The sequence below is a fragment of the Salinicoccus sp. ID82-1 genome (genome assembly GCF_021991715.1).
Taxonomy (GTDB): domain Bacteria; phylum Bacillota; class Bacilli; order Staphylococcales; family Salinicoccaceae; genus Salinicoccus; species Salinicoccus cyprini.
Genome location: NZ_JAGFLY010000001.1, coordinates 544,299 through 560,104 on the forward strand (window position 1 = coordinate 544,299; position 15,806 = coordinate 560,104).

Below are 15,806 nucleotides of genomic sequence, written 5' to 3' on the forward strand. Positions count from 1 at the left end.
GCAGTAGCAGTATCTTAGTGGTAAATTTAATGGGAAAGAGACTTTGATAAAAGGGGATTATGCATGCCTAATATTATAAATATCGATAGCCTGGAAGAGGCTCAGGCACTTATCGGTGCAAACGATCAGCATATAACATTTCTGGAAGAGGAATTTGATGTCACCATCCATACACTCGGCAATGAGCTCACCGTGGATGGTGAGAGTGATGAAAATGTCGAATTGACGGAAGATGTGCTGATCAATCTGCTGAAGATCATCCAGCGAGGGATGTCCATCAATCTGAGGGATGTCCAGTCTGCTGCAATGATGGCAAGAAAGGGTACAATCGAGTACCTTGCAGATCTTTATAATGAAGAAATCGCCCGGGATATAAAAGGCAAGGGGATCCGAGCCAAGACGACCGGACAGCGTCTCTACATTGAAAATATCAAGCGGACGGATCTGACGTTCGGCATCGGCCCTGCGGGAACCGGCAAGACGTTCCTGGCTGTTGTACTGGCATGCCAGATGCTCCGTGAAAATAGTGTCAAACGTATCGTGCTGACACGGCCTGCTGTTGAAGCGGGTGAAAACCTCGGCTTTCTGCCGGGTGACCTGAAGGAGAAGGTGGATCCCTACTTGAGACCTCTGTATGACGGACTGCATACCGTCCTCGGAGCAGAGCAGACGGATCGGCTGATCGAGCGTGGCGTCATTGAAGTAGCGCCGCTCGCGTACATGCGTGGCCGGACATTGAATGAAGCTTTCGTCATTCTCGATGAAGCGCAGAACACGACGGAAATGCAGATGAAGATGTTCCTGACACGTCTCGGCTTCGGTTCGAAGATGGTTGTTACAGGTGATGAAACACAGATTGACCTGCCGGGTTCAACGAAAAGTGGGCTCGTCGAGTCGGTACGCCTTCTGAATAATGTCAATGGCATCTCCATTAACAAGATGGATGAATCGGATGTTGTCCGTCACCCGCTTGTATCCAAAATCATAAAAGCATATGAAAAGGAGTGAGCATCTTGATCAATGTCGATTTTCTGGACGATGACGGCTTTGCCGATGAACAAGAGAAGCATGAAATAGAATCCCTGATCCAGTTTGCGTACGACCATCTTGAGCAGGATGAAGACGCTGAAGTCAGCATCTCATTCGTCGACCAGGAGGAGATCCGAAGCATCAACCGCGACTATCGAAACAAGGATGCGATCACTGACGTCATCAGTTTCGCCATGGAGGATGAGGAGGATAACCTGATCCACGAAGATGCATTGCGTACACTCGGTGATATCATCATCTGTACGGAACGTGCCGAGGAGCAGGCCAAGGACTACGGCCACAGCTACAAGCGTGAACTGATGTTTCTGAGCCTTCACGGTTTTCTCCACCTGCTCGGATACGATCATATGGAAGCGGAAGAGGAAAAGGAAATGAATGGTCTTCAGGACGAGATACTCAAAGCTTTCGGTGTCACCCGGGAAGATTAGATGAAACTGCTCAATCGTTTCAAATATGCTGTCATGGGCCTACGCTGGCTGGTCGGTAAAGACAACCATTTCATCATCCACTTCCTGCTTGCCGGTGCGACAATAGCTGCCGGTGCCATACTGATGATCGAACGCATCGAGTGGCTTTTCATCGTCAGTGCCATATTTTTCGTGCTGATTGCTGAAGCTTTGAATACGTCCATTGAAGCATCGGTCGATCTGACGACCGGCGAGTATCATCCGCTGGCGAAAGCGGCCAAGGATGCAGGGGCGGCGGCAGTGCTGCTGTCATCACTCTATGCGGTCATTGTCGCACTGTTTATTTTTATACCCTATTTGCTTTAATGAGGAGATGTTTACGTGAACGATGGGATTTTTAAAGAAGAATGGTTTGACGAGGTGAAGGTGGCCCAGAGCAGGGCGTACACTCCATACTCGAAATTCAATGTAGGGGCGCTGCTGGTCACAGAAGATGATCAGTATATATACGGTGCCAATATAGAAAATGCGGCCTACCCGGCAACAATCTGCGCAGAACGCAGTGCGCTGGTGAGTGCCTATTCGAATGATATAAAGAAATTCAAGGCCATAGTGGTCATCACGGACTCGGAAGAGCCTTCCAGTCCTTGCGGGACATGCAGACAGGTCATGAAGGAACTATGTGAAGATGACATGCCGGTTTACCTTGTCAGCCATGCCGGCAAGGTGATCAGACGTACTGTGGATGACCTGCTGCCGCTCGGCTTTTCAGGAAAGGATATGGAATAATGACAGAAAATGAATTCAAATCGGGTTTCGTCAGCATCATCGGACGCCCGAACGTAGGCAAATCAACATTCATGAATAAAGTACTGGGGCAGAAGGTGGCCATCATGTCGGATAAGCCCCAGACGACAAGAAACAAGATCCAGGGTGTGCATACGACTGAAACGAGTCAGATGATTTTCATCGATACGCCAGGAATCCACAAGCCGAAGCACCAGCTCGGTGAACATATGATGAAAGTGGCAAGGAATACTTTGCGCGAAACGGAAGCCATCCTGTTTCTCGTCAACGTTTCGGAAGAGATCGGCCGCGGCGACGAGTATATCATCGAAATGCTCAGGAATACACGCACACCGATCATCCTCGTCCTCAACAAGATAGATCTGGTCCACCCGGACAAATTGATCGAACAGATCGAAGTATACAAGGATAAGCTGCCTTTCTCCGATATCGTGCCGATTTCTGCACTGCAGGGCAACAACATCGACAGGCTGCTCGAAGTTCTGGAATCCTACTTGCCGGAAGGGCCGATGTACTACCCTGAAGACAGGATCACCGATCACCCGGAGCACTTCATCGTCAGCGAACTGATCCGAGAGAAGGCACTGCACCTGACAAGTCAGGAGATTCCACATGCCATCGGTGTTGAAGTCGAGCGGATGAAAGAGAATGATCAGGGACTGATCCATGTCCAGGCAACCATCTATGTGGAACGTGACTCGCAAAAAGGCATGGTCATCGGCAAGCAGGGCAAAATGCTCAAGGAAATCGGCCAGCTCGCCCGCATGGATATCGAAAACCTGCTCGGCAGCAAGGTCTACCTGGAACTATGGGTCAAAGTCCAGAAGGACTGGCGCAATAAATCACAATTCATCCGTTCACTCGGCTATCGTGACGAGGAGTACTAGAGAACGGGATGATCTATCAGCAGAAAGGTGTAATGATCCGGCAGGCCAGCTACAGCGAGTCCAGCCGGATCATTACCGTATTGACAGAGGACGGCAGCCAGGTGCCGCTGATGTCGAGAGGCTTCAATAAGCCGAAAAGTCCATTCATAGTCCTCAGGCAGGGGATAAAGGAAGCACTTTTCACCTACAACCGTTTCAAAGGCATCGGGACACTCAATGAAGTGGATGTCATCCAGCCGTTCAAAAAAGTGAATGGGGACTTTACGGTGTACACATACGGTTCCTATATCATGGAGCTCATTACACGGGCGCTGGAAGAGGATATGAAGCAGGACAGCTTCTACCGCCTGCTGATCCGGTCGCTCGGGCTTCTGGAAGCAGAGAGCGAGCCGGCAGGCGTCACGGCGTTCACTGCCATCAAGATGCTGCCGTACTATGGCGGGCAGATCAACGTCGACGAATGTGCAGTCTGCAAGGCACGCGACAGGTCGCTGTTTACACACTACTCATTCAGTCACCACAGCGTCATCTGCTCACGATGTGCAGATGAGGAAACTGTCAGGCGGGCTGTCCCCGTCAGCAACCGTGTCCTCTATCTGGCCGGCTACATGAAGCATGTGCCGATCGATAATGTGGAATCCGTCAATATTTCAAAGGAGAATGGCAGGCTGCTCCTGTCATTCATTGAAATGATCTATGATGAATACACCGGCGTATACTTCAAATCGAGGCGGCTGATCAAATCGATGGAGGATGCCGGCCAATAATACTATAAAAGGCAAAATAAAAAAGAATGCGAGATTTTCTCCTCGCATTCTTTTTTACTGCTAGTATTTGATTTTCTGTTTCAGGAAGTCATTCAGTTCGTCAATCGCTACACGCGTCTGCTCCATCGTGTCACGGTCTCTTACTGTCACTTTGTTGTCTTCGAGGGAATCGAAGTCGAAAGTGATGCAGTATGGTGTGCCGATTTCATCCTGGCGTCTGTAGCGTTTGCCGATGGACTGTGATTCATCGAATTCGACATTGAATTCGCCGGCGATCTGTTCAAACACCTTGATTGCATCTCCGCTCAGTTTCTTGGACAGCGGCAGTACAGCAGCCTTGAACGGTGCAAGCTGTGGGTGGAATCTCAGTACGGTACGTGTTTCACCATTGTCCATCTCCTCTTCATCGTATGCATCGCATAGGAAGGCGAGGGCCACACGGTCGAGTCCGAGGGAAGGTTCGATACAGTATGGAATATACTTCTCGCCCGTTTCCTGGTCATGGTACGTGAAGTCTTCATTGGAGTGCTCCATATGCTGGCGCAGGTCGAAGTCGGTGCGGCTTGCGATGCCCCAGAGTTCGCCCCAGCCGAACGGGAATCTATATTCGATATCCGTCGTTGCATTGGAGTAGTGGCTGAGTTCGTCTTCATCATGGTCGCGCAGTCTCGTATTGTCATCCGACATGTTCAGATCCTGCAGCCATTTTACGGCGAAGTCCTTCCAGTAGTTCTGCCACTCGATCTCTGTGCCCGGTTTGCAGAAGAACTCGAGCTCCATCTGATCAAATTCGCGCGTCCTGAAAGTGAAGTTGCCCGGTGTAATCTCATTACGGAACGATTTTCCGACCTGGCCGATACCGAACGGCAGCTTCTTGCGCATTGTGCGCTGTGCATTCTTGTAGTTGACGAATATGCCCTGTGCCGTTTCCGGTCTCAGGAAGATTTCGTTCGTGGAAGATTCGGTTACGCCCTGGAACGTCTTGAACATCAGATTGAACTGTCTGATGTCAGTGTAGTTGTGTGCCCCACAGATCGGGCATGTGATGTTGCGCTCCTCAATGATGCGCTTCATTTCATCAAAGCTGAGGCCGTCGGCAACGAAGGAATCGTCTTCCTTCTGGATGACATCTTCGATCAGCTTGTCTGCACGGTGCCTTGATTTGCACTCCTTGCAGTCGATCATCGGGTCGTTGAAGTTCCCGAGGTGACCGGAAGCTTCCCACGTCTTCGGATTCATCAGTATTGCAGCATCCAGTCCGACGTTGTATGGGGATTCCTGGATGAACTTCTTCCACCATGCCTGCCTGACGTTGTTCTTCAGTTCAACACCAAGTGGGCCGTAGTCCCACGTATTTGCAAGTCCACCATAGATTTCACTGCCTGGAAAGACAAATCCTCTCGTCTTCGCCAGATTCACAATTGTTTCCATTTCCATTCTGTTCGACTCCTTACATTTGAAATTGGGTCAAGTATGGTCGATAAATAACAAACGTCCCCGGATAACAGTACTGTTATCCGGGGACGAGCATAGCCCGCGGTTCCACCCCAATTAGTGTATACACTCCGCTTTTATATTTATCTGTAAAGTCATATGCCAGTTCAATGTTAAGCTCGCACCATCCTTAACTCGCTTCATCTAACATTATAGCCACTGTACAACTATTGTGCAAACTTTTGTCTATATTTCTTTATTCGTCTGAATGTATTATAATTGGGTATGTTGGGAGTGAGGGCATGGAACTGAATGAGAGACAAGAAAAAATACTCAAAATCGTAAAGCAGCATGGACCGATTACCGGCAGCAACATTGCCGAGCAGCTGTCTCTGACACGCGCCACACTGAGGCCGGACCTCGCAATACTGACCATGTCCGGTTACCTGGATGCACGGCCGCGCGTCGGCTATTTCTATACCGGAAAGGAAACGGAGGAAGTGATGACTTCCAAGATCCGGAATATTCTGGTGAGTGAAGTGCAGAGTCTGCCGATTCTGATCAAAGAGGATACTTCCATCTATGAAGCCATCGTCAAGATGTTTCTGGAAGATGTCGGCACACTTTATGCCATCGACGAAAAAAGAGGACTGGCGGGGGTTATTTCGCGCAAAGATCTTCTCCGGGGTACGATGGGGGCGAATGATATAGAAAAAACGCCTGTCAGCGTCATCATGACACGCAAACCGAATATCACAATCTGCTACCCGAACGACCTGCTGATCTACGCAGCCAACCAGCTGATAGAGAAGCAGATCGACTCACTGCCGGTCGTCGAAACACAGGATGGTGTCGATCAGGTGATCGGCAGGGTGACCAAAACCACCATTACAAGAGTATTTGTCAATCTCATGGAATAAGGAAGTGTTTTAATGTCGAATATAAAAGTGATCATCGCTTCGGACTCGGTAGGGGAAACCGGCGAACTTGTGGCCAAGGCATGCCTGTCACAGTTCAACATTGAAGAGTCGGATGATGTGCTGATCAGATATCCGTATATAGAGAGCGAAGATAATGTGGATGACGTCATCGACCTTGCCAGGAGCAAGAAAGCGATTGTCGTATTCACCATCATCACGCCTGAACTCAGAAAATACATCAAGCAGGAGCTGGTAACCGAAAACGTGCCTTCAGTCGACATCATGGGGCCGCTCATGAATATTCTTGAAGGGCAGTCGGAAGAAGCGCCGTACTACGAACCGGGGCGTGTGCACCGGTTGGATGAAGACTATTTCAAGAAGATCGAAGCGATTGAATTTGCAGTCAAGTATGATGATGGCAAGGATGCCAGTGGGCTGGACAAGGCGGACATCGTACTGATCGGTGTATCCAGAACATCGAAGACACCACTGTCACAGTACCTTGCGCATAAGAAGTACAAAGTCATGAACGTTCCGCTCATGCCTGAAGTGACCCCGCCGAAGGAGCTTTTCCAGGTAGATCCGAAGAAGTGTGTCGGTTTGAAGATCAACCCGGTATCACTGAACAAGATCAGAAAAGAGAGGCTGGCCCAGCTCGGCCTGAAGGATACGGCAAGCTATGCCAATGATCAGCGGATCCAGGAGGAACTCGAATACTTCAATGAGGTGATCGGCAAGATCGGCTGTCCTGTCATTGATGTATCCGAAAAGGCGATTGAAGAGACAGCCAACCAGATCCTGAACCATGTAGAAGGACGTTTGAATATTAAGGGATGATGTGATTGAGAATACCAGATGAAACAGTAGAAGCAGTTAAACAGGGGACCGACATCACCGAACTGGTTTCCAGTTATATCAAACTGGAAAAGCGCGGGCGAAACTATGTCGGTCTCTGCCCGTTCCATAACGAAAAGACACCGTCCTTTACAGTCAGCCCGGACAAGCAGATATGCCATTGCTTCGGCTGCAAGAAGGGCGGCAACGTGCTCCAGTTCTATATGGAAGTTGAAAATGTATCTTTTGCCGAAGCAGTGCGCAAGCTCGGCAAGCCGCTTGGTGTGGAAATTGCGGCTGCCGAAGAGAGTGCCAGTGACAGCGAAATGCAGCTCATCAAGATACATGAATATATGACGGATCTCTACCATCATATACTCATGCACACCAAAGAGGGCGAGGAAGCACTCAAATATCTGGAAGATAGGGGATTCACCCCTGAGATCATCCGCAAGGAGAAGATCGGTATCGCACCCGACATGCGGGACTTCACTAAAAATGCGCTTTCCGATAAGGGGTTCAGTCTGGAGCTTGCCTTCCAGGCCGGCATCATTTCCAGGAATGAAGAGAATTTCTCCTACTATGATCGCTTCAACGGCAGAATAATGATACCGATCCGTAACCACCAGGGCTATATCGTCGGCTACACCGCAAGAAGTGTGGATGGCCGGGAGCCGAAGTACCTCAATACACCGGAGACTTCCATTTTTCAGAAAAGGCGTCTTCTCTATAACTTGAGCGATGCCCGCAAGGATATCAGAAAGCAGGACGAAGTCATACTGATGGAGGGGCACCTCGACATCGTCAAAGTGAAGATGACCAGTGTCGGCAACGTCATCGGCCTGATGGGTACTGCGCTCAGTGAGCAGCATATCCAGTCGCTGAACCGCCTGGCATCGAATGTCACCCTGATGTTCGATGGCGATGATGCCGGACAGAATGCACAGCTGTCGCTTGGTGCCGATCTGCTTGAAGCCGGGCTCAATGTCTTCGTCATCTCCATGCCGAAAGGGATGGACCCGGACGAATATATCGAAAAGAATGGGAAAGCGGCTTTTGAAAACCTTGTCAAAAATGAAAAACGTCATTACATCCACTTCAAGGCGGAGTACCTGCTTGAAGAGAGCATGAACAATGACATGGCATTTTCGAACAATATCCGCACTTTGACCGAACACCTTAAGTACGTCGGAGATCAGGTGATCAAAGACCGTCTGATCCAGCATATCAGCCAGCTCTACAAAGTGGATCGCCAGTCGATCGAGCAGAATGTCCCGGCGCCTTCCTATGATCATGCTCCAAGAAGGGTGGCGCAGCCACGGCAGAAACAGCCGCCACTCCGGGAGCGCAAGGAGCGCTATCTACTGCGTGCACTGATGAAGGATAAGAGTCTTTTGGTGAATTTCGAGAATAATATAGATGAAGAAGTATTAACCACACCTGTTTATTATGTTATATTTAAAGGGTTGTGCAGATATTTTGACAAGTATGATGAATTTGATATATCATCATTCAGCCAATATATTGAAGGAGAGCATTTCAGCAGTGCGATGGAAGTCGACGCTCTGGTCATCCATGATGATATCACGACAGAGGAAGTCAATGATTATATAGAAGACTTAAGTGGTATTAGAAATAGTGAAAAAGAGAAGCAGCTCCTGCTTCTCAAGCTGCAGGACGCAGAAAACAGCAATGATGATGAACTCCAGGCAAGATTGGTACAGCAGTTGAACGAAATCAACAGTCGCTATAAAAGGTGAGTGTGAAGTCTGAATAGGAGGGCTTTAAATGGCAGACAAAAATATACAGACAACCGAAACGAAAGATGTCGAACTGTTCACTTCAGTGGAACAAGTCAAAAATCATCTCGTAGAGAAAGGGAAGACACAAGGTCATCTATCCCACGAAGAGATTGCAGATAAATTGTCCAGCTTCGAACTGGATGCAGATGCAATGGACGAGTTTTTCGATGAAATCAATGAAAATGACATCCAGCTGATCAATGAAAAGGATGCAACAGATGCAGATGAAAAGCTTAACCTGCATGATATGAGTGCACCACCGGGTGTAAAGATCAATGACCCGGTCAGAATGTACCTCAAGGAAATCGGACGTGTGGATCTGCTCAGTGCCCAGGAGGAAATCGAACTGGCGAAGCGCATCGAGCAGGGTGACGAAGTGGCAAAAAGCCGTCTGGCCGAAGCCAACCTCCGCCTTGTCGTCAGCATCGCAAAGCGCTACGTCGGTCGCGGCATGCTGTTCCTCGATCTGATTCAGGAAGGAAATATGGGTCTGATCAAGGCTGTTGAGAAGTTCGACTTCTCCAAAGGCTTCAAGTTCTCCACCTATGCAACATGGTGGATCAGACAGGCCATCACGCGTGCGATTGCCGACCAGGCGCGTACCATCCGTATACCGGTACACATGGTCGAGACAATCAACAAGCTGATTCGTGTCCAGCGCCAGCTCCTTCAGGATCTTGGCCGTGAACCGACACCAGAAGAGATTGGTGAAGAGATGGATCTGCCTGCTGAAAAAGTCAGGGAGATATTGAAAATTGCACAGGAGCCCGTTTCCCTTGAAACACCAATTGGTGAAGAGGACGACAGCCACCTGGGTGACTTCATTGAAGACCAGGAAGCACAAAGTCCATCTGATCACGCAGCATACGAGCTGCTTAAAGAACAGCTTGAAGATGTACTGGATACACTTACAGACCGTGAGGAGAATGTATTGAGGCTGAGGTTCGGTCTTGATGACGGCAGAACCCGTACACTCGAAGAAGTGGGTAAAGTATTCGGGGTAACACGCGAACGGATCAGACAGATCGAAGCAAAAGCCCTGAGAAAACTGAGACATCCTAGCAGAAGCAAGAGATTGAAAGATTTCATGGATTGATTTTAAGTTTATATGGTGTAATATTTTCGAAAAAATCTTTTGACTTTGCTCATATTTAATATACAATTATAGATGTGAATATGTATATGGATAGAGATTAGGGAGGTTTTTTTATGAATCGTAATCCGATCGTGCCTTTTATACTTATCATCTTCCTTGGCATCGGCCTTGTGTTCTTGCTCTCTTCTCAAGGAGCAACTACTGACGAAGAAGGCGGAGGCGAAGACGTTGCCAGCGAAGAAGGTAGCGGAGGCGGAGAAAGTGGAGAAGGCGAAGGTGGCGGTGGTGCTGCTGCTGGAGACTTTGACGCTGAAGGATTTGCACGTGATAACTGTGCTTCTTGTCACGGTCAGGACTTCTCAGGCGGAATGGGCCCTGCACTTGCAGGAACAAGTCTTTCTGTTGAGGAGTTCAGTACTGTAGTAAGAGAAGGTCGTGGTGCTATGCCATCATTCAGTCAGGATCAGATCGCTGACGAACAGTTGACTGCACTTCATGAATTCTTATCAAGCCAATAATCAAATGCAGACTTCCACACGCCTAGTGTGGAAGTTTTTATTTTTATCAGATGGAGGCAATGCAATGCTGGATGAAAGATTACAAAGAGTTTCAGAGTTTATAACAGGCAGAAAAATGCTGGATATCGGTTCAGACCACGCCTATCTTCCCATTGAAGCGGTATCGAGAGGCATCGTCCAGTATGCAATCTGCGGGGAAGTGGTGAAGGGGCCATATGAATCTACAGTCAGGAACATCGAGAGGGAGAACATGACGGACAGAATCGAAGCCAGATTCGGCTCCGGTCTTGAAGTTGCAAAGCCTGAGGACGCTGTCGACACAGTTACCATCTGTGGAATGGGCGGACCGCTCATTGCAGATATTCTTCAGAGTGGCTTTGATCATCTTGGTGGATTCTCGAGACTTGTACTTCAAGCAAACACCCATACATATCCGATCAGAAAGGTGCTTGTTGCCCTTGGATATGAAATCATCGAGGAGACGGTCATTCAGGATGGCCACCACTTCTATGAGATCATCGTGGCGGAGGCAGGAGATGCGGACTACGATGAAGCGGCGCTCACTTTCGGACCCATACTGCTTGAGAAGCGTGAACCTGCGTTTACCCGCAAGCTTGAACGGGAACTTGAACATCAGCAGAACATCTACCAGAACCTCAGGAACAATTCTTCCAATACACAAAGACTAAAAGAAGTTTCTGATACAATCCATACGTTGAAAGAGGTGCTTGAACAGTGAAGGTAAAAGAGCTGATGGCCGTACTCGATGAAATTGCACCATTTAAGGATAGCGAAAAATGGGACAACACAGGGCTGCTTGTCGGAAACGGTGAAGATGAAGTGACAGGCATATTGACAACGCTCGACTGTGCGCATGAAACAGTGGATGAAGCCATCGAAGTCGGTGCGAACGTCATCATCGCCCATCATCCGCTGATTTTTCCCAACGTCAACCAGGTTGTCGAGTCGGGCGTCGGGGCCGTCATCCGGCATCTGATCAGAAACGACATCTCTCTGATCGCCATGCACACCAATCTTGACCACCAGCCCGAAGGTGTCAGCCATATGATTGCTGCTGTGCTCGGCGTGGCTGAGACGGAAGTACTGATCAAGCATGAGTACTTCTATAAGAAGCTCCGTGTCAATATACCAAAGGAGAATGCCGAACAGCTGAAGCAGGACCTGGTGCACGCTGGTGTCGGCCATCAGGGCGACTACTCGGAATGCTTTTTCCAGTATCCCGTAAAGGGCCAGTTCAGGCCAGGGTATGCCGCCGATCCTCACATCGGCACGCAAGGCGAACTGGAACACGTTGATGAGTACATTGTGGAAGCCATCTTCGAAGCAGCCCATGAGAAACAGGTGATTGAAGCGCTTGTTGCTTCCCATCCGTATGAAGAGCCCGCCTATGATGTACTGACATTGAAAAAGCCGAGTGACAAGGGACTGGGTGTCAAATTCGACTATAGTGGTACGCTGAAGGATCTGGTTTCCCTGATCGGGCACAAGACAAGTCATCCGGTCGTCAATGTTGTTGATGCCGGCAGTGGAAGCATCCGAAAAGTCGGCATCATCGGCGGATCCGGAATGAGCTATATCAATGAAGCATTTTCCGAAGGGATCGATGTTCTGGTTACCGGAGATGTCAAATATCATGAAGCATATGATGCCAAACTGGCTGGAAGATCACTGATTGATGCGGGTCACTATATCGAGGCTCTTATGGCAAAAGGATTGAAGCAGCTGATAGAGCAGCGAGTGGACATCAATGTGCACGCAACCACGATCTCGACCAACCCATTCGAATAGCACAACAAAATGCCCTGGAAGTTAATCTTCCAGGGCATTTCTCTATTCCATGATCTTTACAGGTTTTGCTTTTTTGATTTTCGGCAGTATTTTATCTTTCGGCACCGTCGATACAGGTTCATTCGGTGTCTTTTCATCATAGTCCTTGATATAGTCGATGACTTCCTTGACGATTGGTGTCGGCGTGGAGGCACCAGCTGTAATGGCAACACTGCCGATTCCCTCGAGCCATTCATTCTTAAGTTCACTTAATGAACTGATGCGATGGGCGTTCGTATGTGCAATCTCCTTCGACACTTGCGCCAGCCTGTTGGAGTTGTTGCTTTTCGGATCTCCGACGACAATCAGCAGATCTGCTTCCTTGGCCTGTTCCGCCACTGCTTCCTGGCGCACTTGTGTCGCCAGACAGATCTCCTTATGCACTTCGATATGAGGAAACTGTATTTTCAGCTGATCCATCAGATGGCTGACATCCCATTGGCTCATCGTCGTCTGGTTGGTTACAATCAGCTTCTTATCGATCAGATCGTCCGGCAGTGACTTTACATCGTCGATGGTTTCAACGAGGTGGACATTATCCGGAGCAACGCCGATGGCGCCTTCTGGTTCCGGGTGACCTTTCTTGCCGACATAGATGACGTCATATCCATTGGCCGTCTTCTCCCGGATGAGCTGGTGGGTCACTTCAACGTCCGGACACGTCGCATCGATGCACGTCAGTCCTTTCTCCTTGGCTCTCGCCTTGACCTGCGGAGAGACGCCATGAGCAGTAAAGATAACAGTGCCTTCATCGATGCCTTCCAGAATCTCAAGCCTGTTGGCACCGTCCAGTGTGCGGATGCCATCCTCTTCGAATGCATCTGTAACATGCTTATTGTGCACGATCATGCCGAGTATATATATTGGTCGGGGCAGCGTCTTGTCCATGGACGCATTCCTGGCAATCACCATTGCATCCACAACACCATAACAGTACCCGCGCGGGCTAATTTTAATAATATCCATGAAGTCTATTCCTCCCTTGATTCCATTATAACCAAAATCCCACAATTTTTAAATCATCACGCAGTATGAATGATGTGTGGCTTAACACCTTCTTTTCAGTTATAATATAAGCTGAGTTTATTAAAGAAATCAGGTGAAACCATGAGTAGTGCTTTTAAAAGGTTCCAATTCAGCGATCAGATGCTGAATGCAATCGAACGCATAAATTTTACACACCCCACCCTGGTACAGGAGCGTGTGATACCAAAAGTATTCAAAAAAGAAAACGTCGTGGCACAATCAGAGACAGGGAGTGGCAAGTCCCACTCATTCCTGCTGCCGATCGTCCATGAAATCGATACGGAGAAATCCCATACACAGGCAGTCATACTTGCACCGACAAGAGAACTGGCCAAACAGCTCTATCAGATGACGAATGAACTGCTGGAATCCTTCCCGGAAATCAGTGCAGCCGCCTTCATCGGAGGGACGGACATCGAGCGGGATGTACAGAAGGCATCGAAGTCCCCGCACATCGTAATCGGGACACCGACGCGCATCAAGGACCTGAGGGATAAAGGGGGATTGAATCTCCGTGCGGTCGAGAGTCTGGTCATAGACGAAGCAGACCTGATGATCGATCTCGGCTTCCTCGAACAGATCGACAGCATCGCGTCGACTGTCAGTGAATCCTGCCAGTTCCTCGTCTTCTCGGCCACCATTCCGGAAGCTTTGAGGATCTTTCTCAGAAAGTACATTGGTGAGACCGAAATCATCATCATCGACCAGCCGAAGAACAAGGCGTCGATCCATTACAGCCTTGTGCCTGTAAAAGGGGACGACAAAGCTGGGAAAGTACTCGCTCTGACAAGGAATATCATGCCGTACATCGGCCTGATATTCGCCAATTCGAAAGATCGTGCAGACGAACTGTTCGAATATCTCAACAGCAATGGCGTCAATGTCGGCCTCTTCCATGGAGGTCTGAAACCGAGGGAACGGACGAAGGAGATCAAGAAAATCCGTGAGCTTGAATACGTCTGGGTTGTCGCGAGTGATCTCGCAGCGAGAGGCCTCGATATTGATGGTGCATCGCATGTCATCAATTTTGATATTCCCAAGGATATTGAATTCTTTACACACCGCGTCGGTCGTGTCGGCAGAGGCGAGTACACCGGCAATGCAATTACGCTCTATACCCCGGATGAGGAGTATCTGGTCAATGCACTGGAGAGCAAAGGCTACAAGTTTGTTCATGAAGATATCCGCAAAGGCGAACTTGTTGAAATAAAATCCAGAACCCAGCGTGCCAGAAGGAAGCGCCAGGAAGGCAATCTCGAGAGCCAGCTTTCACACAGAGTGAAAAAACCGAAGAAGGTCAAGCCGGGCTACCGACGGAAGATGAAATACGAACTTGATACACTGAAAAAGCAGGAACGGATGAAACATGCGAAGAGCAGAAAGAAAAAAAGATAGCAACATAGAAAGGTGAATGAGATGCTGATAGGATCACATGTTTCCATGAGTGGAAAGAAAATGCTCGAGGCGGCAAGCATATCCGCAAAGAGCTACGGGGCGAACACATTCATGATCTACACGGGTGCGCCCCAGAATACAAGAAGAAAAAAAGTGGAAGATCTGAACATCGAAGCCGGGAAGCGGCATATGGCCGACAATGGCATTTCTAATATTGTCGTCCATGCACCATACATCATCAACATTGCGAACTCTGAACGTGAAGGTGTATTCGACCACGGCGTCGAATTTCTGCAGGAAGAGATTGTACGTACCGAACATCTCGGTGCCAAGCAGATTGTGCTGCACCCGGGCAGCCATGTCGGCACAGGCGCCGAGCGTGGCATCCAGTCCATCATCGAAGGACTGAATGAAGTGCTGACGAACGACCATGATGTCCAGATTGCCCTTGAGACGATGGCAGGCAAAGGTTCGGAAGTCGGGCGCACTTTCGAAGAGCTTGCCGAAATCATCAATGGGGTGACAAACAACGAGCGCCTGAGTGTATGTTTCGATACGTGCCACGTCCACGACGCGGGATATGATATCGTCAATGATTTTGATGGCGTACTCGAATCATTCGACCGCATCGTCGGCAAAGACCGGATCAAAGTACTGCACATCAACGACTCGAAAAATGAAGTCGGCGCACATAAGGACCGTCACGAAAATATCGGTTTCGGCCATATCGGTTTTGATGCACTCTCCTATATCATCAACCATCCCGAATTCGAAGCTGTACCCAAGATTCTTGAAACACCGTTTGTCGGACCGGACAAGAAAAGCAGAATTGCACCATACAAGCATGAGATTGAAATGATCAGAAGCGGCCAGTTCAACCCTTCCCTTAAAGAAGAGATCAATCCGATGATAATCGAGCAGGAACAGCATTAATGGAGGACCAGGATACTCGGGTGGGTATCCTGGTTTTATTTCGTAATCATTCCTATTTACAAAACGTAACGATTCCTTTATA

At 48.8% G+C, this 15,806-nt stretch carries 17 protein-coding genes; 15 read left to right on the forward strand and 2 right to left on the reverse strand.

The genetic code is table 11. The features are described from left to right. Positions 1 to 63: 63 nt before the first annotated feature. From J4760_RS02785 to recO, 6 genes are read left to right on the forward strand one after another with little or no spacing between them, the layout of a single operon-like run. Complete coding sequence (locus tag J4760_RS02785) at positions 64 to 1,008, forward strand: PhoH family protein (protein WP_145286031.1); 945 nt, start codon at positions 64 to 66, stop codon at positions 1,006 to 1,008. A gap of 5 nt (positions 1,009 to 1,013) precedes the next feature. Continuing rightward, positions 1,014 to 1,478, forward strand: a complete 465-nt coding sequence (ybeY, locus tag J4760_RS02790; protein ID WP_237604718.1) for an rRNA maturation RNase YbeY — start codon at positions 1,014 to 1,016, stop codon at positions 1,476 to 1,478. Continuing rightward, positions 1,479 to 1,823: a diacylglycerol kinase gene (locus J4760_RS02795; protein ID WP_186365458.1), complete on the forward strand. Its 345-nt coding sequence runs from the start codon at positions 1,479 to 1,481 to the stop codon at positions 1,821 to 1,823. Positions 1,824 to 1,838: 15 nt separating this feature from the next. Beyond that, a complete protein-coding gene (gene cdd / locus J4760_RS02800) occupies positions 1,839 to 2,246 on the forward strand; it encodes a cytidine deaminase (RefSeq protein ID WP_237604719.1) in 408 nt (135 codons plus the stop codon). Next, the gene (gene era, locus J4760_RS02805) at positions 2,246 to 3,151 is read left to right on the forward strand and encodes a GTPase Era (protein ID WP_145286039.1); all 906 of its coding nucleotides are present in this window, start codon (positions 2,246 to 2,248) and stop codon (positions 3,149 to 3,151) included. The genes cdd and era overlap by 1 nt, the downstream gene beginning before the upstream one ends. 8 nt (positions 3,152 to 3,159) lie before the next feature. Further along, a complete protein-coding gene (gene recO, locus J4760_RS02810; RefSeq protein ID WP_237604720.1) occupies positions 3,160 to 3,918 on the forward strand; it encodes a DNA repair protein RecO in 759 nt (252 codons plus the stop codon). A 60-nt stretch (positions 3,919 to 3,978) separates the two neighbouring features. Here the strand turns inward: recO and J4760_RS02815 are convergent, their stop codons facing one another. Next, on the reverse strand, positions 3,979 to 5,355 hold the full coding sequence (locus J4760_RS02815; RefSeq protein WP_145286044.1) for a glycine--tRNA ligase: 1,377 nt from the start codon (positions 5,353 to 5,355) through the stop codon (positions 3,979 to 3,981). 299 nt (positions 5,356 to 5,654) lie between these two features. Between J4760_RS02815 and ccpN the strand changes: the two genes are divergently transcribed. The 7 genes from ccpN (at position 5,655) to J4760_RS02850 (ending at position 12,331) form a co-directional block, all read left to right on the forward strand. Then, positions 5,655 to 6,272 carry a transcriptional regulator CcpN gene (ccpN, locus tag J4760_RS02820; RefSeq protein WP_145286047.1) on the forward strand — a complete coding sequence of 206 codons (618 nt, stop codon included), beginning with the start codon at positions 5,655 to 5,657 and terminating at the stop codon, positions 6,270 to 6,272. A 12-nt stretch (positions 6,273 to 6,284) separates the two neighbouring features. Next, positions 6,285 to 7,109, forward strand: a complete 825-nt coding sequence (locus J4760_RS02825; protein ID WP_237604721.1) for a pyruvate, water dikinase regulatory protein — start codon at positions 6,285 to 6,287, stop codon at positions 7,107 to 7,109. 5 nt (positions 7,110 to 7,114) lie between these two features. Next, on the forward strand, positions 7,115 to 8,866 hold the full coding sequence (gene dnaG, locus J4760_RS02830) for a DNA primase (RefSeq protein WP_237604722.1): 1,752 nt from the start codon (positions 7,115 to 7,117) through the stop codon (positions 8,864 to 8,866). Positions 8,867 to 8,894: 28 nt separating this feature from the next. Beyond that, positions 8,895 to 10,004: an RNA polymerase sigma factor RpoD gene (gene rpoD, locus J4760_RS02835; RefSeq protein WP_237604723.1), complete on the forward strand. Its 1,110-nt coding sequence runs from the start codon at positions 8,895 to 8,897 to the stop codon at positions 10,002 to 10,004. A gap of 113 nt (positions 10,005 to 10,117) precedes the next feature. Further along, positions 10,118 to 10,522 (forward strand): c-type cytochrome, encoded by a 405-nt coding sequence (locus tag J4760_RS02840; RefSeq protein ID WP_237604724.1) that lies wholly within the window; start codon positions 10,118 to 10,120, stop codon positions 10,520 to 10,522. A gap of 64 nt (positions 10,523 to 10,586) precedes the next feature. Beyond that, complete coding sequence (locus tag J4760_RS02845) at positions 10,587 to 11,261, forward strand: tRNA (adenine(22)-N(1))-methyltransferase (RefSeq protein ID WP_237604725.1); 675 nt, start codon at positions 10,587 to 10,589, stop codon at positions 11,259 to 11,261. Continuing rightward, positions 11,258 to 12,331: a Nif3-like dinuclear metal center hexameric protein gene (locus J4760_RS02850; RefSeq protein ID WP_237604726.1), complete on the forward strand. Its 1,074-nt coding sequence runs from the start codon at positions 11,258 to 11,260 to the stop codon at positions 12,329 to 12,331. Before J4760_RS02845 ends, J4760_RS02850 begins: the two co-directional genes overlap by 4 nt. A gap of 42 nt (positions 12,332 to 12,373) precedes the next feature. On the opposite strand, the gene J4760_RS02855 is transcribed toward J4760_RS02850, so the two are convergent. Further along, positions 12,374 to 13,336, reverse strand: a complete 963-nt coding sequence (locus J4760_RS02855) for a 4-hydroxy-3-methylbut-2-enyl diphosphate reductase (RefSeq protein WP_145286065.1) — start codon at positions 13,334 to 13,336, stop codon at positions 12,374 to 12,376. 141 nt (positions 13,337 to 13,477) lie between these two features. Here J4760_RS02855 and J4760_RS02860 point away from each other — a divergent pair, with 141 nt between their 5' ends. Then, on the forward strand, positions 13,478 to 14,791 hold the full coding sequence (locus J4760_RS02860) for a DEAD/DEAH box helicase (RefSeq protein ID WP_237604727.1): 1,314 nt from the start codon (positions 13,478 to 13,480) through the stop codon (positions 14,789 to 14,791). A 21-nt stretch (positions 14,792 to 14,812) separates the two neighbouring features. Then, positions 14,813 to 15,724: a deoxyribonuclease IV gene (locus J4760_RS02865; protein WP_237604728.1), complete on the forward strand. Its 912-nt coding sequence runs from the start codon at positions 14,813 to 14,815 to the stop codon at positions 15,722 to 15,724. Positions 15,725 to 15,806: the final 82 nt, after the last annotated feature.

Coding starts and splice junctions, on each gene's coding strand:
- J4760_RS02785 (WP_145286031.1), top strand. CDS start 64: ATGCCTAATATTATAAATATCGATAGCCTGGAAGAGGCTCAGGCACTT.
- J4760_RS02795 (WP_186365458.1), top strand. CDS start 1,479: ATGAAACTGCTCAATCGTTTCAAATATGCTGTCATGGGCCTACGCTGG.
- era (WP_145286039.1), top strand. CDS start 2,246: ATGACAGAAAATGAATTCAAATCGGGTTTCGTCAGCATCATCGGACGC.
- recO (WP_237604720.1), top strand. CDS start 3,160: ATGATCTATCAGCAGAAAGGTGTAATGATCCGGCAGGCCAGCTACAGC.
- J4760_RS02815 (WP_145286044.1), bottom strand. CDS start 5,355: ATGGAAATGGAAACAATTGTGAATCTGGCGAAGACGAGAGGATTTGTC.
- ccpN (WP_145286047.1), top strand. CDS start 5,655: ATGGAACTGAATGAGAGACAAGAAAAAATACTCAAAATCGTAAAGCAG.
- J4760_RS02825 (WP_237604721.1), top strand. CDS start 6,285: ATGTCGAATATAAAAGTGATCATCGCTTCGGACTCGGTAGGGGAAACC.
- rpoD (WP_237604723.1), top strand. CDS start 8,895: ATGGCAGACAAAAATATACAGACAACCGAAACGAAAGATGTCGAACTG.
- J4760_RS02840 (WP_237604724.1), top strand. CDS start 10,118: ATGAATCGTAATCCGATCGTGCCTTTTATACTTATCATCTTCCTTGGC.
- J4760_RS02845 (WP_237604725.1), top strand. CDS start 10,587: ATGCTGGATGAAAGATTACAAAGAGTTTCAGAGTTTATAACAGGCAGA.
- J4760_RS02855 (WP_145286065.1), bottom strand. CDS start 13,336: ATGGATATTATTAAAATTAGCCCGCGCGGGTACTGTTATGGTGTTGTG.
- J4760_RS02860 (WP_237604727.1), top strand. CDS start 13,478: ATGAGTAGTGCTTTTAAAAGGTTCCAATTCAGCGATCAGATGCTGAAT.
- J4760_RS02865 (WP_237604728.1), top strand. CDS start 14,813: ATGCTGATAGGATCACATGTTTCCATGAGTGGAAAGAAAATGCTCGAG.